This is a genomic window from Stenotrophomonas sp. AB1(2024), assembly GCF_037482345.1.
Classification (GTDB): domain Bacteria; phylum Pseudomonadota; class Gammaproteobacteria; order Xanthomonadales; family Xanthomonadaceae; genus Stenotrophomonas.
This window is the reverse complement of record NZ_JBBHKO020000001.1, coordinates 736000-759544: the sequence shown is the minus strand read 5'-3', so window position 1 is coordinate 759544 and position 23545 is coordinate 736000. Positions and strand designations below refer to the sequence as shown.

The 23545-nt window shown below is 66.9% G+C and carries 13 protein-coding genes; 7 read left to right on the top strand and 6 right to left on the bottom strand.

From position 1 onward, the window contains the following. The first annotated feature begins 18 nt into the window (after positions 1-18). From creD to WIX41_RS03545, 5 genes are all read left to right on the top strand, one after another. The gene (creD, locus tag WIX41_RS03565; RefSeq protein WP_339445790.1) at positions 19-1338 is read left to right on the top strand and encodes a cell envelope integrity protein CreD; all 1320 of its coding nucleotides are present in this window, start codon (positions 19-21) and stop codon (positions 1336-1338) included. A gap of 139 nt (positions 1339-1477) precedes the next feature. After that, positions 1478-7054, top strand: a complete 5577-nt coding sequence (locus tag WIX41_RS03560) for a dermonecrotic toxin domain-containing protein (protein WP_339445789.1) — start codon at positions 1478-1480, stop codon at positions 7052-7054. Between the two features lie 12 nt (positions 7055-7066). Then, the gene (locus WIX41_RS03555; RefSeq protein WP_339445788.1) at positions 7067-12619 is read left to right on the top strand and encodes a dermonecrotic toxin domain-containing protein; all 5553 of its coding nucleotides are present in this window, start codon (positions 7067-7069) and stop codon (positions 12617-12619) included. A 66-nt stretch (positions 12620-12685) separates the two neighbouring features. Next, positions 12686-14089 carry a glutamate--tRNA ligase gene (gltX, locus tag WIX41_RS03550; protein WP_339445787.1) on the top strand — a complete coding sequence of 468 codons (1404 nt, stop codon included), beginning with the start codon at positions 12686-12688 and terminating at the stop codon, positions 14087-14089. Positions 14090-14105: 16 nt separating this feature from the next. Further along, positions 14106-14591 (top strand): Fur family transcriptional regulator, encoded by a 486-nt coding sequence (locus WIX41_RS03545; RefSeq protein WP_068850345.1) that lies wholly within the window; start codon positions 14106-14108, stop codon positions 14589-14591. A gap of 29 nt (positions 14592-14620) precedes the next feature. Here WIX41_RS03545 and WIX41_RS03540 read toward each other — a convergent pair whose 3' ends face one another. From WIX41_RS03540 to WIX41_RS03525, 4 genes are all read right to left on the bottom strand, one after another. Continuing rightward, a complete protein-coding gene (locus tag WIX41_RS03540) occupies positions 14621-15805 on the bottom strand; it encodes an HlyD family secretion protein (protein WP_339445786.1) in 1185 nt (394 codons plus the stop codon). 8 nt (positions 15806-15813) lie between these two features. Continuing rightward, positions 15814-17499 (bottom strand): MFS transporter, encoded by a 1686-nt coding sequence (locus WIX41_RS03535; RefSeq protein ID WP_409187444.1) that lies wholly within the window; start codon positions 17497-17499, stop codon positions 15814-15816. Then, positions 17496-18062 carry a TetR/AcrR family transcriptional regulator gene (locus WIX41_RS03530; protein ID WP_339445784.1) on the bottom strand — a complete coding sequence of 189 codons (567 nt, stop codon included), beginning with the start codon at positions 18060-18062 and terminating at the stop codon, positions 17496-17498. The genes WIX41_RS03535 and WIX41_RS03530 overlap by 4 nt, the downstream gene beginning before the upstream one ends. Positions 18063-18261: 199 nt before the next feature. After that, positions 18262-20448, bottom strand: a complete 2187-nt coding sequence (locus WIX41_RS03525; protein ID WP_339445783.1) for a TonB-dependent receptor — start codon at positions 20446-20448, stop codon at positions 18262-18264. Between the two features lie 162 nt (positions 20449-20610). Between WIX41_RS03525 and WIX41_RS03520 the strand changes: the two genes are divergently transcribed. Both WIX41_RS03520 and WIX41_RS03515 read left to right on the top strand, forming a co-directional pair. After that, positions 20611-21024: a MerC domain-containing protein gene (locus WIX41_RS03520; RefSeq protein ID WP_339445782.1), complete on the top strand. Its 414-nt coding sequence runs from the start codon at positions 20611-20613 to the stop codon at positions 21022-21024. Between the two features lie 108 nt (positions 21025-21132). Then, on the top strand, positions 21133-21315 hold the full coding sequence (locus WIX41_RS03515) for a 30S ribosomal protein THX (protein WP_068850363.1): 183 nt from the start codon (positions 21133-21135) through the stop codon (positions 21313-21315). Between the two features lie 425 nt (positions 21316-21740). Here WIX41_RS03515 and WIX41_RS03510 read toward each other — a convergent pair whose 3' ends face one another. Both WIX41_RS03510 and WIX41_RS03505 read right to left on the bottom strand, forming a co-directional pair. Further along, a complete protein-coding gene (locus tag WIX41_RS03510; RefSeq protein ID WP_339445781.1) occupies positions 21741-23000 on the bottom strand; it encodes an ectonucleotide pyrophosphatase/phosphodiesterase in 1260 nt (419 codons plus the stop codon). 52 nt (positions 23001-23052) lie between these two features. After that, positions 23053-23544, bottom strand: coding sequence for a methylated-DNA--[protein]-cysteine S-methyltransferase (locus tag WIX41_RS03505; RefSeq protein ID WP_339445780.1), 492 nt, complete (start codon positions 23542-23544; stop codon positions 23053-23055). Between the last annotated feature and the right edge of the window lies 1 nt (position 23545).

Genomic DNA, 23545 nt, shown 5'->3' with positions numbered 1-23545 from the left:
CCCAACCGAGGACGGGTGATGAAATCCCTGAAGATGCTGTTGCGGTTCGCCATCGTGGGCGGGCTGATCCTGTTGCTGCTGATTCCACTGATGATGATCAAGGGCGTGATCAGCGAGCGCGAGGCGTACCGCGACCAGGCCTACCTGCGCGTGGCGCAGAGCCGGGCCGGCGCGCAGACGCTGACCGGGCCGATCCGGGTGGTGCCGTGGACCGACACCCGCCAGGTCGAAGTGGTCGACGCGGCTGGCACCAAGAAGATTGAAACGCAGGTAGAGCAGAGCTATTGGCTGCAGATGCCGTCGACGCTGGTGGTCGATGGCGGCATGCAGCCCGACGAGCGCCGGGTCGGCCTGTTCCGCGTGCCGGTCTACACCTGGAAGGCCAAGGTCAGCGCCGCCTTCAGCGACGATGACTACCCGGTCAAAGCGGGCCGGGTGTATGGCACGCCGTTCCTGGCGGTAGGGATTGCCGATGTCCGTGGGCTGGTCGGTTCGCCCGATCTCAAGGTGGATGGTGAGGCGCTCACCCTGCAGCCGGGCATCGGCGATGTCAGCGGCATCGGCAAGGGCCTGCACGTGCCGATGCAGGGCTTCGCCGACCGTGCCGGGGGCATGCTCAAGGCCACCACGGTGGACCTGTCGCTGGTGCTCGACGGCACCCGCTCGCTGGCGGTGGTGCCGGTAGGCGATGACAGCCGCATCGCGATCCGCTCGCCGTGGCCGCACCCGTTGTTCGGTGGCAGCTTCCTGCCCAATGAACGCCAGGTCGGCGAAAAGGGCTTCGAGGCGGAGTGGGCGGTGTCCTCGTTGGCGTCGGAAGCACAGCGCCAGCTGCGCGGCGACCGCGACGTGGAGCCGGAAACGGTGAGCGTGGAACTGGTCAACCCGGTCGACATCTACACCCAGGCAGACCGCGCCAGCAAATACGGCATCCTGTTCATCGTCCTCACCTTCGTGGGCTTCATTCTGTTCGAGCTGATCAAGCGCCTGCGCATCCACCCGCTGCAGTACCTGATGGTCGGTCTGGCGCTAGCGATCTTCTTCCTGCTGCTGCTGAGCCTGTCCGAGCATATTCCGTTCTGGGTGGCCTACGTGGTGTCGGCGGTGGCCTGTATCGGACTGCAGGCGGTTTACCTGTCCGGGGTGCTGCGCAGCTGGGTGCGTGGCCTGGGCTTCGCCGGCATGCTCACCGTGTTGTATGGCGCGCTCTATGGCTTGTTGGTCTCGGAGAACAACGCGCTGCTGATGGGCTCGCTGCTGCTGTTCGCGGTGCTGGCCACGGCGATGTGGATCACCCGACGCATCGACTGGTACGAGCTTGGCGCAAGCCTGAAGTGACGGCGATGACGCAAACCACCGTTGCCGGCGACGCTTCCGGCAAGGTGGCGGACGATCAGGCCCAGACGGCACAAGGGTGGGCTGGTAATAGCCGTAGATCGCGCTAGGTTTCAGCCCTCCGAAATACCACCACACGACTTTGGTAAACCTGACCCAGATATCACCGTCCCAGGCCGACCGCGCCGCGTCGCGCCCGGCCACCCTGCCGATGGGCAACAACCACACCGCGACGGTACCGTTGGCCATCGGCAACACCGCGCCGTATCCGCTCGATCGCAGCCTGTGGGTGAGCGGTGTGCCCCGGCAGGAGCTGGAGGCGTTGTCGGCGGCGCTGCGGCAGGGGCCGCTGGATGCGCACTTCTTCCTGACACTGGAGCCCGGGTTCCACCGCACCGCGCTGGCCGCCCCGATGGCGCAGGCGCTGGTGGACGACGCGTTGTGCCGATTGCTGTCGCGCGCGCTGCCTTCGGCGCAACGTGCGGCCTGGCGCGCCTGCCTGATGGCGTTGCTGACCTTGCCGCGCGTCGCCTGGGAAGTGGAGTGCGCGCCACTGCGTGCGCAGTTGACCGATGCGGTAGCCAGGCGCAATTCACTGCTTGCGTCGATGCGCGACGCGCTGTACCGCCCGGTTGGCCTTTCACGCCGCGAATGGAATGCAGCGCTGGATGCGCAACGGGCATGTGGCGTACGCGACTGCGTCGTGGTGGCGCAGCAGTTGCAGGAGGCGATGCCCGCAACGCAGCGTGGCATCGCGCGCCAGCAGTTGCTGCATTGGCTGCCGGCGTTGCCGGAAGGGCAGCGCGAGCGCGCGCTGGCGCAGGCAGGCGCGATGGCCGCCATCGACGGCACCGCCATCGATCCACGCACCGCACTGCCGGCGTTGTTCAATGAAGTCGATGTCGACCAGCGTGCGCTGATCTCCGACGCCCAGCGCGCAGCCGTGCTGGCTGCACTGGACCGGATCGCGGGTGGTCCGGCCGAACCGCTGCTGGCAACCGGTGGTGGCGAAGGCGACCGGTTGGCTCAGAGGTTGTTGTCGGTGGCCGAACGCGCGGACCTGGCGGCGAAGCGTGCGCCGGGCGTGCGCCAGGCGCTGGCCGATGCCCTGCTGTTTGCCATCTCCGCAGTGCCCGGCATGCAGGCGCTGCTGGCCCGCGGGTGGGCCGTCCGCGGGCACGACCAGAGCGCCCTGTGGCCGTCAGCAACCGCGATCACGACAGTCCTGGCCCCGCCTGCAGTGGCCCATTCCGACTGCACGGTGTGGCCGCCGTCGGTCGCGTCTGCAGCGGTTCCGCGAGGCGGGCGCAGCCTGCTGGCGCTGGCCGGTGGACTGGTCGCCAGTGGTCTGGGTCTGGCAGTAACAGGTTGGCACTGGATGTCCGCGCCAGCAGATGGAGAGCCCGCAGCGTCAGGAGGCAGGATTGAAGCGGTGATCGATCTGCTGGACACAGTGGTTGCGGTTGAAGGCCACGGCACCGTCTGGCACGCACTGTGGCAGCGGGTGCATGCTGCGCTGGGGGAGGATCCGGCAACGCTGGCCCAGGAGGTTTACGCAGCGTTGCTGGCCAATGAGGTGGCCCGCGAAGTACTGACGCTGCTTGCGGAGCAGGGTGAGTGGATGGAATCGCCCCGTGTGGACGCCGCCGCGCGGCGGCGCCGATCCCCCCGATCGCCACCGGCGACCCGCAGTGCGGAGGCAGCGTTGCAGCCGCTGGAGCGCAGCGCGCTCCAGGCGGCCAGCCGGCGCCTGGTGATGGCGGCACGGCAAACACCTTCCCCGACGCCGGCTCACGAAACCACGCCGCATGGCCGTGGTGACCTCACCACCCTGGATCTTGTCCGTGCGCGCATGCTGACCTGGGTGCGGTCAATGGGTGAAAACGCGACGGTGCAGCATTCGCGCCTGGTGTCGGCCTGGCGCGACCTGGCGTTTTCAGAACTGGCACTGAAGCTCGTCCAGAGTGACCTGCCGCAGCTCGACATGCACCTGTCCCAGGCGGTGGCATCGGATATCCAGAACCTTACCGGGCAATCGGTGGATCCCGGCCAGGTGCATCTCAACACATTCGCCCTGAGCCAGACCCGTGCCGAGTGGGAGGCCGGGCAGTTGCGCCCCCCCGGTGCGGCTTTTCGAAACCGGCATCGGCACTTGCCGCCTGACCAGCGGGTACGCAGTGAACTGGTGAGCACCCATATGCTGATCGGCGCGGCGCTGCTGCCGCCCGAGACCGACGCCCTGCATTCGGGCCTCTACTACAAGGCTGCCCCTGAAACCTACTTTCCCGAACAGGAGTGTTCGAATCTGACGCTGGACCAGTTCAACCAGGCGGTGGCCGGACGTGATTACCTGGCCGCTTTCGAAGCGCGCTACGGCGATCTTGCGGCAAATACCGCCAACGGTCATGTGGCGGCCGTGCGCGATCGTTACATCGAGGCGATGTCGCGCAGGGTGTCCGGCGCGGCGGTGTTGCTCAATGCCGCCGGGCAGTTGCGCGACGATGCGGCACAAGCAGTGTTTGAACTGCTGCGCGCACCCGCCAGGTTCAACGTGCACGCCGACGTCACTGGCAACGGCTTGCCTGTCCCGACCCGGAACATCGAGGTGCATCTCCTGACGGCCACGGTAAACGGGCATGCGCCGGTTCTCCTCCACGGCGTGCTGCTCGTATGTGCTGCGCGCTCTGTTGACCACCCTGATCCCACAGCGCTGCTGCTGAGTCCATCGCGAACACCGTTGCTGGAGGCATTTTCCTCGACCGGGGCTGCGCTGAATCAACTGAAGGAGGAAGCGCGGCACCGGCTTCCCGGCTGGGTACCCGCCGCGCAGCACACGTACTGGCAACATGGCGCCCTGCCGATTGCGCTGGGTGAGGTCATCAAGGGCGATTTCCGCGCCGTGCTGTTCGATCATGAACTGCAGTTGCGGCTGGCACAGCTGGGCGACCGGGGGCCTGGATCGGCGGCCGCCCGGCGCCATGCATTCAATGCCCTGGAGCGCGAGTTGACGCAGTTGCACATGCCGGTGTCGGTACCGGTACTGGCTGCCTCGGGTGAGCTCACCACGCGCTCTGCTGGCGAGCTGGTTGGCAATGAGGGCGTGCACTGGTTGGCGCGGGTGCCCCGTGATACGGCCAGCGCCCTGCACAACACCGACCTGGAGGATGCACGCTGGCTGCATGCGCTCGCTGCGGGACGCGACCTGCTGGGAATACGCTATCCGCAACTGGCGTCGTTCATCGAAAGGCGCCTGGACGAGGAGATCATGCGCCGTTACCGGTTTGCCATGAACAGTAGCCGCTGCTACATCGTGGCCTTCAATGGTGGCACGCCCAGCACGCAGACCCTCAGCGGATGGGTGCACAGTGCTGGACAGAGGCTGCGCTCGGCCAGCTTCGCCTACTGTGCGATGACGCGCGCGGAAGCATTCAGCGACCGCGACGCCCCCTGGGTGGGCCTGTACACCAGCCCGGAAAGTGTTGTTTTCGATGAGAACAATGAGGTGCAAGGCCTCCAGGCCGACCAGTTCCTGGCCATCGTCCGGGAGCTCGATTTCCAGGGCGAATACCTGGCGGCGCTGGACGAATTCTGGCGAACGCAGCAGCGCGAGTTGTTGACCACCGCGCGCGGTTCCTATCTGTTTTCCAGCTGGCAACAGCACGCCGAAGGTTCTTTGTCGCGGCGTGGCATGCAGTTGGCGCTGGCTGCCTTCGGCAACCTCGACCGGACGCTGGCACAGGACCCGTCGGTCCCACTGCGGCCGGCCAACGGGGCGCGCGCGGGCTGGCTGCGCATCCATGGTATCGGCTCCACCCTGCTTCACATTGCAGACGACCGCGGGCCAGAGGTGTTGCTGTATTGCGCGCATGATGGCCACCGTTTCCATGAATTTCCCCATGACCAGGACTTGAAGGGCTGGTTCGAGCAGGTAGCGGCGACCGAAGACGGACGTGCATGGATCGAATCCGCTTTTGACCTGGCGGACCTGCAGGACGGCTGGTTCTCCAACGGGGTACACAGCACACTCGGTGGTGGCGGCTCGGCCATGTTCGGCAGCGGGCCTGTGAGTTCACCGATCGAAGGTGATCCTTCGCTTGGATGGGTGGAACGGTTGCGCGAACGCTCGCGCCGCGATGCAGTCACACTGATTACCTCGCCCTGGGAGTCGTTCCGGCACCGTTGGATCGACCGCCTGGCGCGGTTCGACCAGGCGGCGGGGCTGGCCAGTGTGGTCATGCCGGCGTTGTTGCCGCTTGTGGCGATAGGTTCGGCCCTGGAGTTGGGGCTGGGCGTGGAGCAGGCTGTGGATGGCGACAGCGAACAGGAGCGGCGGGCGGGCGCTGCTGCGGCGACGACGGGCCTGTTCGGGCTGGCGCTTTCGGCGCCGTTGGTCACCGGCCGCACCGCTGCGCTTGCCGCCAGTGACGGGACGCGGCTGCAGCCGGCAGTGCAGGTCAGGATAGGGGAAGGTGAGGCAGACCCGCTGCAGCACGTTGCTGCGCGCTATGCACAATCGCTGACCGTGGCTGGCCCCCGTGCTGCCGACAATGGCGTGATGCATTACCTGGGCAAGCAGTACATCCAGCAGGCCGGCGGTACCTACGAGGTTTTCTTCGACCGGGCCCACGACACCTGGCGGCTGCGCCACCCCGCAGGGGGCTTCTATCACCAGCCAGTACGTTTGAACGCCGGCGGATTGTGGGAGCCGCACAGCGATGTGGGGTTGCGCGGCGGTGCGCCCAACGGAGGGGGGCGCAAGGTTTCGGCCGACAGCAGTTATCGAGGCGCGCTGGCCGCGCATGAGGACCGGTTGCGGTCGCGCTCGGTGAGCAGCAGCGCACTGGATTTCAAGTGGGGCAAGGATCACTGGGAACGGGTGGTGGTGCCCGAAACGCTGGGCGATGCGACCTCGGTGGAGCGCATGAAGGCGCTGTTCGTGTCTGGCGGCCTGGACCCGGTGCAGAAGGGGGCATTGTCGAGGGTGATCACGCGGTTGGACAACGCATTGAGCGCCGAACGCTATACGGTGGTCAATGCTGCGGTGGGGGATGCCATGAGCGAATCCGGCGGCTACTTCATTTCTGCCTCGCAGGCGCTGCTTGCCGAGGAAAGCGCATCGGGCACGGCCGGGCTGTGCTCGGGCCTGTCGCGCATCATGGCCGTTGCCCTGGCGCAGAGGGAGGAGACAGCACTGCTGAACCAGCTGCGCCGGACGATCCAACGGCCGACCAGCAACATTGCCGCCAACGTACGCGAGATGGTGCGCGATGCGCAGGGCGCGGCATTGTTGCCTGGATCACTGTCGGCCCCGTCGCTGATCAGCACCACGGAGTTGGCCCGGTTCCTGGCCGATACACCTGAAAGCAGCCAGTTCATCCTCAGCGGCTCCCGCCACAGCATGAGCTGTGCGGTGCGGGTGGCGGCCAACCACCAGCGCCAGTTCCTGCTGTACGACCCGAATTTCGGTCTGATGTCATTCGACAACGTGGCGTGGTTCGACGAGTGGCTGGCCCGTCTGTTTACCTCCCGCCACTTCAGCAGGTTGTCCAGCCGCGCGCCGGTGCGCGAAGCGCAGGAGACCCTGGCTGAAATGTATGGTGCCGTGGAAGCGCCAGATGGGGCGCCCGTCCAGTTCCAGCTTCGCCAGGTGCATGCGGCGCGTATGGAGGAGCAGGCAGCAGCCCGTGGCTGGAACTCGCTGTTCGAGTATGTTCCCTAGCAGGCTGCAGTGATGATCGATGGCGCCCGTCAGGCAGTACCCTCCGCCAGCCCGTGGTCGTATTCGGCGGCACACCGGTCAGGTTCGCAGGCGCGGGCGACGGTAGCGCTGGAATCTGTCGGCAACCGGTGTGCCGTTGCGCCTGAACGCCTTCTGTGGCTGTCCGGAGTGCCGCAGCAGGAGCTGGATGCGTTGTCGGCCGCGTTGCGGCAGGGCCCTCTGGATGCCCATTTTTTTCTGTCGCTGGAGCCGACCTTCCACCGCACCGCGTTGGCCGCGCCGATGGCGCAGGTGCTGGTGGACGACGCCCTGCAGGGGTTGCTGCCGAAGCGATTGCCGCGTGCGCAACGCGACGCGTGGCGCAGCTGCCTGGCGGGATTGCTGGTCCTGCCACGGGCGGCCTGGGGGGTTGCATGCATGCCGGTGCGGGCGCAGTTGACACATGCCGTGGCGGCGACCAACGCATTGCTGGGCGTCATGCGGGATGTCCTGTACCGTCCTTACGACATGCCTGTGCGCGATTGGCAGGCGGCACTGGAACGCGAACGCGCCGGCGGCATGTTGGACTGTCGTGATGTTGCGCTCGGCCAGCAGGCCGCACCGCGCGCGGTGCAATGCGCACGGGCCCGGCAACAGTTGGAGCGTTGGTTTCCGCAACTGACAGCGAGGCGGCTGGAGTGTGCTGTGTCCCGGCTGATCGCCGTGGCCGATCGGGATGCCGGGTGCATCGATCCGCGCATGGCCCTGACGGCACTGTTCGACGCGGTGGATTCCGAATGCCGGACACTTGTACCGGAGGCTGGGCGGGTGGCGGTACTTTCGTCATTGGAAATGCTGGCTGATGACGCCGCCGTGCCGTTGCTGGCGACCTCCGGCGGCGCCGGCGATTGCCTGGGCCACTGGTTGTTGTCGGTCGCCGAACGCGCTGGGCACGCTCCGGAGCGGCGCACTGGATTTCGCCGGGCGCTGGCCGAAGCGCTGGTATATGCCGTTTCCGCGGTGCCGAGCCTGCTGACGAACAGCGCCGGTGGCGGGTCGGTCGAGGGAATGGCGGCCACCTTCCTGGGTACGGCGGCAGAGCCCTCGTTGCGGGTACCGCACGTTGTTGGATCCGTCGCTTCGGGGGCCGCCCCGCAGGGGGGGCATGGTCTGCTCGCCATGGCGGCGGGCCTGGTCGGAAGCGGCTCAGGATTGGCTGCCCTGGGTTGGCACTGGGCCTTTGGCACGACGCCCACGGCGCCTCTACCCACAGGGGCGGAGGAGGCGGTGGCGTTGCTTGACAGCGTGATCGCGCCCGACGACAGCGGCACGCTCTGGCATGCACTCTGGCGCCGTGTGCACGCGGCGGGTCGTGACCGGCCATGGAGGTTGGTGGCGGAGGTCAGTGAGCAGCTCGAGGCCAACCAGATCGGGGCTGAAGTGATGGCGGCATTCGGCCTTTCGGCCGTCAACAGCGAGGTCGAGGCGGCCCGCCGGGTACGCCGCACGGCGGATGCGATGCGGCCGCCAACGGCCGGGCGCGCCGTGCAACGGTGGAATGAGCAGCTGCAGCGCACCAGCGCCTTGCTGATCGATGCGGCCCGCAGCGCCCCTGAACCGGATTCATTGCCGCTGCTCCGCGATCCAGGGCTGGACATTGCATCGATGCGCTCGCGCCTGTTGACCTGGATCCAGGCGATGGGAACCAATACCAGCACGCAACACGCGCGCTTGAGTGCAGCATGGCGCGACATCGTTGCGGCCGAACAGGCGCTGGCGCAGGCCTGGGCTGCGTTGCCGCAGCTTGACGCCTACCTCACCGAACAGGTGGCATCGGATCTGCGCTCGGTCACCGGACGGCCCATCGATCCGTTGCAGATATACCTCAACGCTTTCCAGGTGAGCGAAACGTGGCCGGAGTGGGAGGCGCGCCAGCTGCGGCCACCCCGCGTAGTCCTGAGTAATCGGCCGGGCCTGCAATCGCGGCTCCAATGGGTTCGCAGTGGTCTGGTCAGCTCCCATACGCTTGTGGGCGCGGCGCTGTTGACGGCCCAGGCCGCCCCGGATCATGCCGGACTGTATTACCGGGCTACGCCGGAAACCTACTTCCCGGTACAGGAGTGCAGGGAGCTGACGTTGCCGCAGTTCAAGCAGGCGGTCGCTGGCCGGGACTACCTTGCAGCGTTTCGGCAGCGCTTCGACAGCTGTGTGGAAGACGCATGGCACGGCCGACCCAGCGCGGCTTCGCAACATTTCATGGAGGGCTTTACCCGCCGCCTGTCCGGTGCTGCCATGTTGCTGAATGCAGCAGGGCAGTTGAGCGATGAGGCGGTTGCACTGGTCCAGGTGCTGATCGATTTTCCTGCCCGGTTCGACATGGCTGAGCCTTCCAAAGGTCGTGCCCTGGCGATGCCGGGGCGGCAGATCGAGGTGCATGCGTTGGCGGCGAACGCCAGCGGGCAGGCGGTGCCGCTGCACGGGGTGGTGTTGGTGACCGCGACGGATCTGACCGAGCCGACGTCGTTACCCGTGCTGGTGATCAGTGACACCCGCTCCCCGTTCGTGGAGGCGTTCGAATCGCGCGATGGGGCCCTTCAGCGACTGGCTGTGGAGGTGCGCCAGCATCTCCCGGCGCGGGTAGCCGTCACCGACCATGCGCACTGGCAGAGGGGGTATCTTCCGGTTGTACCGGCATATGCCATCGACGGGGATTTCCGCTGGGCAATGTTCCGGCAGTCCCTGCAACTGCGCCATGCGCAGTTGCGCCCTCCCATGCCAACCGCGCCGGACCGCGTGCGCCACCGCTTCAATGCACTGGAGACCGTGCTGAGGTCCCCCCTGCCGCCGGTGCCGATTCCGCTGTTGGCGGCCGCAGGCGAGCTGGCTGCCCTGACGCCGGCCGACATCACCGCCCACGGTGCAGCGCACTGGATGGCCCGGTTTCCGGCCGATACCCCCGGCGCGCTGCGCAACCTGGGCATGGATGGTGCGCGCTGGCTGCACGCGCTCAGCGCTGGGCGCAGCCTGCTTGCAGGTCGTTATCCGGGTCTGGTGCCTTTCGCGCAGCAGGTCCTGGACGATGAGATCCTGCAACGCTACGGCATCGCCTTTGACAGCCGCGGGGCGTACATCGTGGCCTTCAGTGGGGGTCGTCCCAACGACCAGGCCATCAGTGGCTGGCGTCACACGCGCGCCCAGCGCCGGTTCGCCGTCAGCCTGGCCGAGTGCGCGATGACCCGTGCGCAGGACCTGGACGATTCCTCCGCCGGACGGCTTGGCCTGTATCGCATCAGCGACGGTGACTTCTTCGATGAAAGCAGCGAAATAGCAGACCTGCTGCCGGCGCAACTCCTGTCGGTGGCGCGGGACCTGGACGTACAGGGCGCGTACCTGGCCCGGCTGGACGCCTTCTGGCAACAGTATGAAGGGCAGGTGCTGGCCACCCTGCGCGGCAGCTACCTGCACTCCTGCTGGCAACAGTATGCGGACGGCTCGCTGTCGCGGCGCGGCGCGCAGCTGGCGCTGGGGCTGTTCGGTGACATGAGTGGCCGGCAGTCGCAGGATCCTGCATTCCTCCCGGTGCCACGCAATGGCACGCTCGCAGGTTGGCTGAACATCCACGGGACGGCGTCGACGATACTGCACATCAGTGATGACAGCGGGCCTGAAGTGCTGCTGTTCGTCGCGCACAGCGGCAACCGGTTCTACGAATTTTCCAATGCATTGGATCTGATGGGGTGGGTTGAGCGGGTGGCGGCCACCGAGACCGGTCGGGGGTGGTTGGAGTCGGCCTTCGATCTGGCCGATCTCCAGGATGGATGGGTCTCCAATGGCGTGCATTCGGCGTTGGGCGACGGCGCCCAGACCATGTTCAGTGACGGATGCGCGGCCAGCGTTGTCCACGGTGAGGCCTCGACTGCGCTGGTGCGCCGATTGCGCGAGCGCTCGCGGCGCGATGCGCAGACGCTGATGACCTCGCCATGGGAAGCCTTCCGCCGGCGCTGGATGCCACGCCTGGAGCAGTTCGACGAGGCGGTAGGCCTGGCCAGCGTACTGGTGCCTGCGCTGCTGCCGGTAGTGGCGATCGGTGCGGCCATCGAGCTTGGCGTGGGCGTGGAGCAGGCCATCGAGGGTGACACGCCGCAGGTGCGCCGGGCGGGGGTCAGCAGTGCGGCCGCCGGTGCGCTCGGCCTGGCGTTGTCCGCGCCGCTGGGCACGGCGCGGATTGCCGCGCTCGCCGGGCACGACGGCGCCCGCCTGGAGCCGGCGCTGCAGGCATCGGTCTGGCTGCAGCGCCCTGATCCGCTGCAGCGGCTGACTGAACGCTACTCCCGGTCTGTGAGCCTGGCGGGTGTCCGCGCCGCCGACAATGGGGTGTACGACAGCCTGGGTCGGCAGTACATCGAGCAGGGCGGGCATGCATACGAGGTCAACTTCGATCGCGCGCAGCGTACCTGGCGCCTGCGCGACCCGCAGCCCGGCAGCACCTATCATCCGCCGGTGCGCTTGAACGCCGACGGCCTGTGGGAGCCCCATGCCGATGTGGGGCTGCGCGGCGGTGCACCCGAGGCAGCAGTGGGTCATGCACCCCTTGGCCGCTCATCGCTGGATCTGACGTACCGCAATGCCCTGAACCTGCACCTGGAGCGGCTGCGTCTGGATTCACTGGACAGTACCGCGCTGGACTTCAGATGGGGCCAGGAGCACTGGGAGCGTGTGGTGGCGCCTGCGGTGCTCAATGACGGCAGCAGCGTGGCGAGGATGAAGGAACAGTTCGTGTCGGGCATCCTTGATCCGGTGCAGCAGGGAGCCCTGTCGGTGATCATCGAGCGATTGGAAAGCACATTGCGTGCCGAGCATTACGCGATGATGGAAATCATGGTGGCCGATGAGGTCGGCGTTGCGGGTGGTCGCTTTCATCCTGCTTCGCAGGGCCTGCTGGGCGAAGCCAGCGGTTCGGCATCGGGGATGTGCACCGGTTTGTCCCGCATCATGGCCACGGCACTGGCGCGGGGAGAGGAATTCGCGGTGCTGGATAATCTGCGTCAAGCCATCGCTGCACCATTGGAAGCCCGTTCGGTGGCCACCTTCGCCGCTGTTCGCGACGCCCAGGGGGCCGCCTTGGAACGCGGCACCATGTCCTCGACCTCCCTGATCGCCACCTCCCACCTGGCGCGGTTCCTGGCCGGGGTTGCCGAGAACACCGAGTTCATTCTCAGTGGAAGCCGCCACAGCATGGCCTGCGCCATCCGGGTTGCCGAAAACGGCCAACGCGAATGGATTCTCTATGATCCGAACTTTGGCCTGATGTCCTTCACGCACGAGGACCGCTTTGGTCGCTGGCTGAACACCCTCTTCACCTCACGCGCGTTCTCTGGACTGCTCGACGCCGGCCAGGAAGAAATGCCCCAGACCCTGGCCGAGCTGTATGGTGCGTTTTCAACGCAGGGGAGCGCCAGGTTCCAGTTTCACCTGCGGCAGGTTCACGCCTCCCGACTGCAGGCGCAGTCCTTTGTACGCGGCTGGGAGAGGATGCTTGGGCCGCCATCCCAGGCCACGGGAGCCGCTGGCGGGATGACGATATGACCGGGTGGCCACCATGACTGCCGGGGAGAGTAAAATCGCGGGTCGTCCCCGTTCCCCGAGCCTTTCATGACCTGCCGCACCCGCTTTGCCCCCAGTCCCACTGGCTACCTGCACATCGGCGGCGCCCGCACCGCGCTGTACTGCTGGCTGGAGGCGCGCCACCGCGGCGGGGAATTCGTGCTGCGCATCGAGGATACCGACCGCGAACGCAGCACCCAGGGTGCGATCGACGCGATCCTGGAGGCAATGGAGTGGCTGGGCCTGAACTACGACGAAGGCCCGTTCTACCAGACCCAGCGCGTGGCCCGCTACAGGGAAGTGGCCGAGCAGTTGATTGCCGACGGCAAGGCCTATTACGCCTACGAGACCCGCGAAGAGCTCGACGCGATGCGCGAGGCGGCCATGGCACGCCAGGAAAAGCCGCGTTACAACGGCGCCGCGCGCGAACAGGGCCTGCCGTACCGGGACGACCCGAACCGGGTGATCCGCTTCAAGAACCCGCTGGAAGGCACGGTGGTGTTCGACGACCTGATCAAGGGCCGCATCGAGATCGCCAACAGCGAGCTGGATGACATGGTGATCTTCCGTCCGGACGGCTTCCCCACCTACAACTTCGCGGTGGTGGTGGACGACTGGGACATGCGCATTTCCGAGGTCATCCGCGGCGACGACCACATCAACAACACCCCGCGCCAGATCAACCTGTACCAAGGCATCGGCGCACCGGTGCCGAAGTTCGGGCACATGCCGATGATCCTGGACGAGCAGGGCGCCAAGCTGTCCAAGCGCACCGGTGCGGCCGACGTGATGCAGTACAAGGACGCCGGCTACCTGCCCGACGCGCTGCTGAGCTACCTGGCCCGGCTGGGCTGGTCGCATGGCGACCAGGAGCTGTTCAGCCGCCAGGAGCTGATCGACCTGTTCGACGTGACCCACTGCAATTCCAAGGCCTCGCGCCTGGACATGGCCAAGCTGGGCTGGGTGAACCAGCACTTCCTGAAGACCGAAGACCCGGCCGGCATCGCCCCGCACCTGGTCTACCAGCTGAACAAGCTGGGCCTGGACCTGGCCGCCGGCCCGGCCCCGGCCGACGTGGTGGTGGCCCTGCGCGACCGCGTGCAGACCCTGAAGGAAATGGCCGAAAAGGCGGTGGTCTGGTACCAGCCGCTGGTCGAATACGACGAAGCGGCGGTGGCCAAGCACTTCAAGCCGGGCGCGGAACTGGCGCTGGGCAAGACCCGCGAGCTGCTGGCGGCGCTGGGCACGTGGACGCTGGAGGGCGTCGCGGCGGCCCTGCACGAGGTCTCGGCAGTGCTGGAGATCGGCATGGGCAAGGTGGCGCAGCCGCTGCGCGTGGCCATCACCGGCACCCAGGTCAGCCCGGACATTTCGCAGACCGTGTTCCTGGCCGGGCGTGAAGAGGCCTTGAAACGCATCGACGTAGCACTCACTAAAGTACCGACGGCCTGACCACAGGAGACCGCGCATGTCCGCCAAGACCGCTTGTACCGCCCCACACCATCACGTTCACGACGCTTCGGACTTCGTGAAGGTGGTGGAGCGCGTGTGCACCGAGCGCGGACTGCGGCTGACGCCGATCCGCGCCAACGTATTGCGGCTGATCGCCGAGGCTGGCAAGCCGGTCAAGGCCTACGAGCTGCTGGAATGGGTGCGCAGCGGCAAGGGCGTGGGCGCCGATGCCCCGCCCACGGTGTATCGCGCGCTGGATTTTTTGATGGCCAACGGCTTCGTGCACAAGCTGGAATCGGTGAATGCCTTCGTGGCCTGCCACCACCCCAGCAGCGCGCAGCATTCGGTGCCGTTCCTGATCTGCAACAGCTGCCACAGCGCGGTGGAGCTGGAAGACCGCGACATCGTCAGCCAGCTGGAAAAGCGCGCCAAGGAACTGGGCTTCCAGCCCCAGGCGCAGACCCTGGAAGTGCACGGCCTGTGCGCCCGCTGCGCGGGGTGATGGAACAACCGGTTGGCTGACGCCGGTTGCTACCGTTCCTTTTGCTTCCTCGGGGTTGAGGCCGTATCCACGCGTACCACCACCGACATGCCCGGCCTCAGCCGCGGCGCCAGCGCCTGGTCCGGATCGATCACGATCCGCACCGGCAGACGCTGCACTACCTTGGTGAAGTTTCCACTGGCATTGTCCGGGCGCAGCACGCTGAACTCCGATCCGGTGGCCGGCGCGATCTGCTCGATGTGGCCGCTCAGCCGCTCACCGTCGAAGGCATCCACCGAAAACGTCGCCGGCTGGCCGATGCGCATCCGCCAGGTCTGGCCTTCCTTGAAATTGGCCACCACCCACAGCGTGTCCGGCACCAGGAACAGCAGCTGCGAACCAGCGGTGACGTACTGGCCCAGCCGCACCGATGCTTCACTGACCTGGCCGTCGCGCGGGGCGTGGATGACCGTGTTGGCCAGATCGATCCGCGCCAGTTCCAGCTGCGCCCTGGCGGTTTCCACGCCGGCTTCCAGGCCCTTGCGCGCGACCTGGGTGGAGGTCAGGGTCTCTTCTGCGATGCGGATCTGTGCCTGCGATTGCTGCACCGATGACTGCGCGGCCTGTGCGCTGGTGCGGAACTTGTCGCGGTCGTTGAGTGCCACCAGCTGCTGGTCGGCCAGTTCCTCATAGCGCTTGAGCTCGACGCGCGAACGCGCCAGTTCCGATTGGCCTGCCGACAGCGCGGCCTGCGCCGCGCCGATCTGCGCGCGGTTCTGCGCCTGTGCCTGGTCCGAATTGGCCAGCGCGGCCACCGCGCTGTCCAGGTTCGCCTGCGCCTGCGCCACCTTCTCCCTGTAGACGCGGTCGTCGATGCGAAGCAGCGGTTCGCCCTGTTTCACGTGCTGGAAGTCCTTCACCAGCACGTCGGTGACATAGCCGTTGACCTGCGGCGCCAGCACGGTGATCTGGCCACGCACGAAGGCGTTGTCGGTACTCACCCAGCTGCTGTTGAACGGCCACAACGACCACGCGCGCAGGATCAGCGCGATGCCGAACAGCGCCACCACGATCATCACCGCCACGCTGCGCCCGCTGGGCTTGAGGTACTTGGGTGCACCGCTTGGCGCTGCGGCGGCAGGCGCGGGAGGGTCCACCGCCGCCGGCGCGGCGTCGGTGGGCGCGGGCGGGTTGATGTCATCGGGCAGGTCATCGCGCGGAGGCGTACTGGACATGGAGAGACTCATCGCGGAGCCACGCCGGGAGGCGCAACCGGTGAAGGGGACGTGGCGCGTGGATGGCGCTTGCGCCACTGCTTGAGCACGGCGGTGCGTACCGACAACAGCAGCAGCCAGCCCAGGAAACCCAGTGCAACCCGACCGCTCAACGCGAACACGTCGTTGAAGCCGCGCACGTTCGCTTCGCGGCGGGTGATCTGGGCCAGCTGCGCGGTGCCCTGCGCGCTGCGCTGCACCGGGTCGGTCAGCAGCGGGGCATACACCTGCTGCTGCAGCTTCAGGCGCTGCGCTACCACGCCGTCGGCCGGGTTGAGCTGGCTGACCAGAGCGCTGGAGTACACCTGCTCACGGTGCAGCTGGAAGGTGCCCAGCACCGCCGAACCGGCCAAGCCCCCCAGGGTCTGGGTGATCGACAGCGTGACCAGGAACGTGATCATGTGGTCGGTGCCTTGTTTCAGCGCCTGGGTGATGCCCAGCATGATCAACGGGCCCATGAACATGCCTGCGCCCATCGACGCCAGGAACTGGCTCAGGAAGAAGTCGTGCGGACGGTCCTGGCTGGTCCGGCTCTGGTCCAGCAGCGAGGCGGTACCCAGCAGCAGGATGGCCATCAGCAACTGCGCGACGATGCGTTTGGGCCCGAAGGTCAGCGAGCTGGTGGCGATGCCGGTGATCACCCCGGCCAGGATCACCGCGAACAGGGGGCGCATCTGGTCCGGCCCCATGCCCAGCTGGCGCATCAGGCCGATCACGCCGTACGACTGTTCGGTGGTGAGGAAGCGGATCAGGAAGGCGCCGAGGATGAAGTGCAGTGTCGCCGGGCTGGCCAGCCAGCGGGTCTGCAGCAGCGGGTTGCGCCGATAGTGTTCAACCGCCACACCGGCGGTGCCCAGCGCGATGGAGGCGACCAGTGCCCAACCCAGCCAGGGAGTATCCAGCCACCAGCGCAGGTAGCCCTGCGCCAGCACCACCACCAGCAGCGCCACAGCCGGGGCGAGCAGGGCGAAACTGAGGAAGTCCATCGGCTCGAAGACCTTGATCTGCGCACCGGGCGGCAGCTTGAGCATCACCACTGCAGCGAAGGCACACAGCGCCAGCCCTGCCTCGAACAGGTACAGGTTGTGCCACTGGCCCGTGTCGACCAGGCCCGGCGAAACCAGCCAGGCGATCGGCAGGGCCATCTGCGAAATGCCCACGCCGATCACCAGCAGGTTGCCGGTGTAGCGCCGGGGCAGCGACTGCAGCATGTACAGCGTGCCCAGCGTGCTGCAGGCCGCACCGGCAAAGCCACTGGCGGCGCGCATCAGCAGGGTGGTCTCGAAGCTGCCCACGAACAGGTGCAGCACCGCCAGCGCGGCGTACAGACCCAGCCCGATCTCCGCGAACAGGCGGATGCCATATTGCTGGCGGAACTTGAAGGCGAGCAGGTTGGCGGTGACGTTGACCATCGCATAGGCGGCCACCAGCCAGCTGCCCTGGGTGGGGGTCAACCCGAGCTGGCCCTGCAGGAAGGGCAGGTTGGCGGTGACCAGCGCGTTGCCCAGGCCGCCGGTGATGCCGACGAGCAGCGCGACCAGCGCATAGGCGACGCGCCGGTGCGGCGGGTGCCATGGCATCGACGCAGACCCGGGCAGGGTGGGTTTCTCGTGCTCCTCCCAGTTGGGAATTGGTTTGAGGTAGTCGGGCATCAGCGGCTCACGTCTACCTGCCCGCCCAGCCCCCCACGCAGCAGCTGCAGCGCACGCGCGGCAAGGCGCGCGCGTTCGTCGCGGGTCTTGCCGCGCAGTGCGGCACCGAGCATGCTGGATATCAGCGAGATATCGGTGACCTGCAGGTCCGGACGGCACAACCCGGCATCGATGGCGCGCTGGATCGGCGCTTTCAGCAGGTTGTGCACGGTCTGCCGCGCGGCCTTGATGGTGGGTTCGTCGGGGTCCACCGCGCGCCAATAATCGGCCAATGCCGGCGACTGCACGATGCGCGAGGCCATCCCCTGCAGTACCTCGAACAGTGCGTCATCGCGATCGCCCAGCGTTTCGACCTGGCGCGCGATGCGGGCCACGGTGCGATCGAGCAGCGCTTCGATCAGCGCAGTGCGGTCCGGGAAGTTGCGGTACAGGGTGGCGCGCCCGACCTGGGCCTTTTCGACGACCAGGTCCAGCGGAGCAGTAACGCCATGCTGGCCGAACACGCTGTCGGCGGCATCCAGGATCAGGGCGCGGCGGGCAGCCGCATCGGCACGTTGACTTTGCATGGGCTATTTTCGGACAGAAATGTCCGTAATGGAAGTCGGGTGGGCGATACCGGTATGAGGCCGCTGTGGTTGGTCAACGAGGCGTGAAGTCAGCGCGTGCCGGTACGGCAGCCGCGGCGGGCTTCGCGGACGGGCAGGGTGACAGAAAAAAGCGGGGGCCTTGCGGCCCCCGAAGGTCAAACATGCACCCCAGCGGGGATCAGAAATACGCGCGGATGCCGAACGCCACGCCACGACCGGGCAGCGGCGAGTAATCGCGCAGCAGCGAGGTGTGTGCGCGTGCCTCGCGATTGGTCAGGTTGTTGCCGTCCAGGAACACCTCGTAGCTGTTGCTGTCCGAGCGGTCCCAGCGGTAAGCGAAGTGCGCGTCGACCAGGGTGTAACCCTCGCTCGGTGCTTCGTTCTGCGCGGTGTCCTTCTGGCTGCTGTAACGCACCGCGCCGACCGACGCACGCCAGCCGTCACGCGACCAGCGCAGGTCGGCGCCGACCCGGGCCGGGGAAATGCGCGGCAGGTAGCCGCTGTTGGCCAGGTCCACGGTGTAGTTGTGGTCATGGTCGCCGTGCGGCACGGCGATGTCGACGCTGCGGCTGCCGCTGCCATCCAGCTCGGCCTTCACGTAGTCGCCGAACACGCGCAGGTCCCAGTCGCCGGTGCTGCCTTCGAACAGGTGTACCAGGGCTTCGGCTTCAGCGCCCTTGAACGTGGCGTCCTGCTGGGTCCACAGGCGTACCGGCAGGCTTTCGACCACGCCGGTGTCGGCCAGGTAGATGAAGTCCTTGAATCTGGTCTGGTAGATCGACGCGGAGAAATCGAGACGGTCGCTGTGGGTGTGGATGCCCAGCTCGACGCGCTGGCCGCGCTCGGTTTTCAGGTTGGCATCGCCGATCTCCAGCGAACGGGTGGCGATGTGCGCGCCGGCGGCGTACAGCTCTTCATTGGTCGGTGCGCGCTCGGAGCCGTCCACGCCAAAGCGCAGGTCGACCGCATCATTGAGCTTCCAGATACCGGCCGCCGACAGGTTGGTGGCGTCGAAGGTGCGCGCGCGGTAATCGCCGGTCGGGTCGAGCTTGACCTGGTCGTGGCGGCCGCCGAGTTCGAGCTTGAACGGGCCGAACTGCTTTTCCTGCAGCACGAACAGGCCGATGTTGCGGGTGCCGGTATCGGGCACGAACGCTTCTTCGCCCCTGGCGCCGAAGTCGCTGTTGCCGAACTGCAGGCCGAAGGCGCCATCCCAGCCGCCGATCTGCTGCTGCACCGCTTCCAGGCGGGCTTCGATACCGCGGTTGGTGAAGCGGGTGGAGGGCGTGCCGGCTTCCAGCTCGACGTGCTCGTAATCGGTGTAGGCGGTGCGCAGGTTGATGTTCTTCAGGAACGAGACCGGGTTGTAGATGCCGCCCTTGGCTTCGAAGCGGTTCTGCACCATGTCGATGCGCACATCATGTTCGTCGCCTTCTTCTTCCTCGTCGCCATGGTCGTGGTCGTGATCATGGTCGTCGTCGGCATGCACGTGCGCGCCGTTGGGAATGCCGTAGTTGGTGCGGTAGGTGCTGGCCGACGCACCGAAGTAACCGCCTTCGCCGAGCCAGGTCGCGCCGACGCCGCCGGCACGGGTACGAATCGAGCTGTTGTCCAGCGTGCCGCGACGCGGTTCGTCGGCGTCGCCTTCTTCGTGGTCGTGGCCGCTGTGGTCTTCCAGGCCGTCGATCACCGCATAGCCGGGAATGCGGTAGTCGTCGCCGTTGCGGACCAGGCCGTCGACATGCAGCACCCAGTTGCCGTTCACGCCATCGAGCCGGAACATGCCACTGCGTTCGTCGTTGACCGAGTTGCCGCGTACTTCGGCGCGGCCGCTGAGCGGGCGGTCGGGCAGGTCGCGGGCGATGCGGCCATCGACCACGTTGACCGCGCCACCAATGGCGCCACTGCCGAACAGCAGGGTGGCCGGGCCCTTGAGCACTTCGATCTGGTCGGCCAGGAACGGCTCGATGCTGGTGGCATGGTCGGCGCTGACGGTGGAGGCATCCATGTTGCCCATGCCGTTGGACAGCACGGCCACGCGCGGGCCTTCCTGGCCACGGATGATCGGGCGGCCCACGCCGGGGCCGAAGAAGGTGCTCTGCACGCCGGGCAGCTTGGCCACGGTGTCACCCAGGGTGCCGGACTTCTGCTCGTCCAGGCGTTCGCCGGCCAGCACGTTCACCGGGCGTGCCAGTGATTCGGCATCGCCCTGCAGCGGGGTAGCGGTGACCTTCACCGCGGACAGTTCGGTCAGGTGGTGGTCACGCTGGCCGGCATCTTCGGCCGCCACGGCCAGGGAGGGAATCAGTGCCGCGGCAAGTGCCAGGGACAGCGCGTGCGGCTGGAGGGAATGGGAAGAGCGCATGGGCAGAGGGTCCGTTGGTCGAATTGTTACAATGTATCAATGGTCGGGCGCGCCAATCCCGTCAAAACGGGGCGGGTAAAACCGGGTGAGACGGGGGAAGGAGTGCGCGTCGGGATTGATGTTATATTATTCCATAACGCTTCGCCGACCCTGCTGGAAGTCATGCCCCTGTTCGCCCGCCTCCGTCATCTGTTGGATCGCTTTGGTGCCACCGGCTCGCTGCTGTGCGCGGTGCACTGTGCCGTGCTGCCTGTCCTGCTGGCGGCGGCGCCTTCGCTGGGGCTGTCGGTGTGGCTGGGCGACGGGGTGGAACTGGCGCTGGTCAGCTTCGTGACCCTGCTCGGTCTGTTCAGCCTGGTGTGGGGTTATCGCCGCCATGGGGCGCTGCGCGCGCTGGGGTTCCTGGTGCCGGGGCTGACCGCGTTGTGGGCGGGGCTGCTGTACGGGCCGCTGCACCATGCGCCGGTGCCGCATGCGGTGGTGATGACATTGGGCGGCGTGCTGGTGGGTGTTGCCCACCTGGTCAACCTGCGTCTGAACCACGGCCACGTCCATGACGCGAGCTGTGCGCACTGAGGCGCTGTGGTAGGCTTTCCGATCGTGCGCGGGGGCGTCTGCAAGGGCGGGCCCGCCGAACCCGTGTCAGCACGGGGTAATCAGATTTCAGACTAAGGAGTTGACGACATGGGTAAGGGTGACCGCAAGACCGCCAAGGGCAAGCGCTACAACGCCAGCTACGGCAATTCGCGTTCGCACGCGGTGAGCAAGGTGGCCGTGGGCGCAGCTGCGCCGGTCGCCAAGAAGACCGTGGCCAAGGCCCCGGCAAAGAAGGCCGTGGCCAAGAAGGCTGTTGCCAAGGCCGGCTGAGTTTCGCCAGGCCTGACGAAAAAACGCGGCGCTTGCGCCGCGTTTTTTTTGGTTTCGAGCGGTGTGATTGCGGACACCGGTGTGATTGCCGTCAACCCGGTAGTGCCGGGCTCTGCCCGGCAGCTTCATGCATTCTGGCGAACAGCCGGTGACCTGCGCTTGGTCTGGGCTGGGCCGGCGGGTGTGTCGGTGGCCATGGAAGATCAAAAGCCGGCGTCGATCATTTTCATGCGTTACCGGACGCGGTGGCGTTCCGTGCCGTCGTTCGGGAACCGACGCTACCGGAACCCAGGCCCTTTCGGCGTACCCGCCGCGTAGAGCCACGCCCTGCGTGGCTGCTCTTCGTTTCCGTACGCGACCGTCGGCCTCCCCAACACGGAACAACTGAAACGCTGCATTTCGCGACAACCCGCCAGCGAGCAGAATCACTTCAACGCAGGAACCAGCGTCTCGGGATTGCCATCGTTAGGTGCTGCCGGAATGCCCAGCAAACGCGTCATCAACGGATACACGTCGACGTTGTCGAAGCCGGGCAGGGTGGCGCCCTGTTTGAAGGACGGGCCGCGGGCGATGAAGATCGCGCGCATCGAGGGCAGGGCGTTGTCGTAGCCGTGCGAGCCGCGGTCGCCCGGTTCGCGCTTGGCCAGGCCCTCGCGGCTCAGTGCATTCCATCCTTCGTGCATCTGGCACACGATCGGTGGGATGCGTGGGTTGCTGCCGTATTCCCAGCGGGCAGGCAGGGTCTGGCGGGTCCAGCAGTCGTAGGTCGCGTGCGCGCCCAGCAGGACCTTTTCCGCCTCGCGCTGCTTGCCCGGCAGTGGCGCGAATCCGATCGACTGGCCCAGCGATACATCTTTGGCGATGGACGGATCGACCATGTCTTCAACCGCGATGGTCTGGCCATCGGGTACGCGGGCCATGCCGTGGTCGGACAACACGATGACGTTGATATCGGCGTCCAGCCCGCGTGTCGTGAGGCCATCAAGCAGGCGGCCGATGGCGGTGTCCACTTCGACGATGGCGGCGGCGTATTCGGGCGAGTCGGGGCCGTAGTGGTGACCCGCCTTGTCCACCTGTTCCATGTACAGCGTGACCAGACGGGGTGCTCCAGCATCAGCCTGGCCGACCCAACCCAGCACCTCATCGACCCGGTCGGACAGGGAGACGGTTGGGTCGTAGGCCCGCCACTGGCTCGGTCGCACTCCCTGGATCGCTGCCTCGCTGCCTGGCCATGACCAGGTCGCCGAGCGCAGGCCGGCTTTCTCCGCCCCGACCCAGATCGGTTCGCCGCCCCACCAGCGTGCATCGGTCACCGCATCGCGCAGGTTGAGCTGGAACCGGCCCAGCGACTCCTCCTGCATGCTGTTGTGGATGATGCCGTGGTGGTTGGGGCGCAGCCCGGTCACGATCGTGTAGTGGTTGGGGAAGGTCAACGACGGGTACGAAGGCGTCATCCACTGCGCGCGCACGCCGTCGTGCGCGATACGCGACAGGTTCGGGGTGATGCCACGGTCCAGCATGTCCGCGCGCAGGCCGTCGATCGAGACCAGCAGCAGTTTCGGTGCGCTGGCAGCGGCTGCGCTGGTGCCGGCGGGCGCGGCTGCCGGCAAGGTGGACGGGGTGCTGGCACAGCTGGCCAGTGCGAGGGCGGCGGCAAGCGCCAGCGGAAGGCGGACGGAAATCATCCCCCCATCATAGTTCGCCGCAATGACGCGGCGAAGACAACCCATGGCACGGTCAGGCGAACAGCGGCTGCGTGCGTGCTTCGATTTCCAGCAATGCCGCTTTGGTTTCGAGGCCGCCGCCGAACCCGGTAAGTGCGCCGCTGCTGCCGATCACGCGGTGGCAGGGCAGCACGATCGGCAGCGGATTGCGCCCGTTGGCCGCGCCCACCGCGCGGCTGGCGGTGGGCTGGCCGATGTGGCGTGCCAGCTGTACGTAACTCCAGGTGTCGCCGAATGGAATGTCGGCCAGCGCCTTCCACACGCGCAACTGGAACTCGGTGCCATGCGGGGCCAGCGGCAGTTCGAAGCCGCTGCGCTCTCCGCGCAGATACTGCAGCAGCTGCGTGCGTGCATCGCGCAGCGCATGCGCGTCGCGCTGCCACTGCGTGCGGCCCTTGGCGTCGTAGCGGTTGTTTTCGAACAGGATGTGGTGGATGCCCTGGCTGTCGCCGGCCACGGTCAGCGCACCGATGGGGCTGTCGAAGGTGTCGTAGAGCAGGTTCATG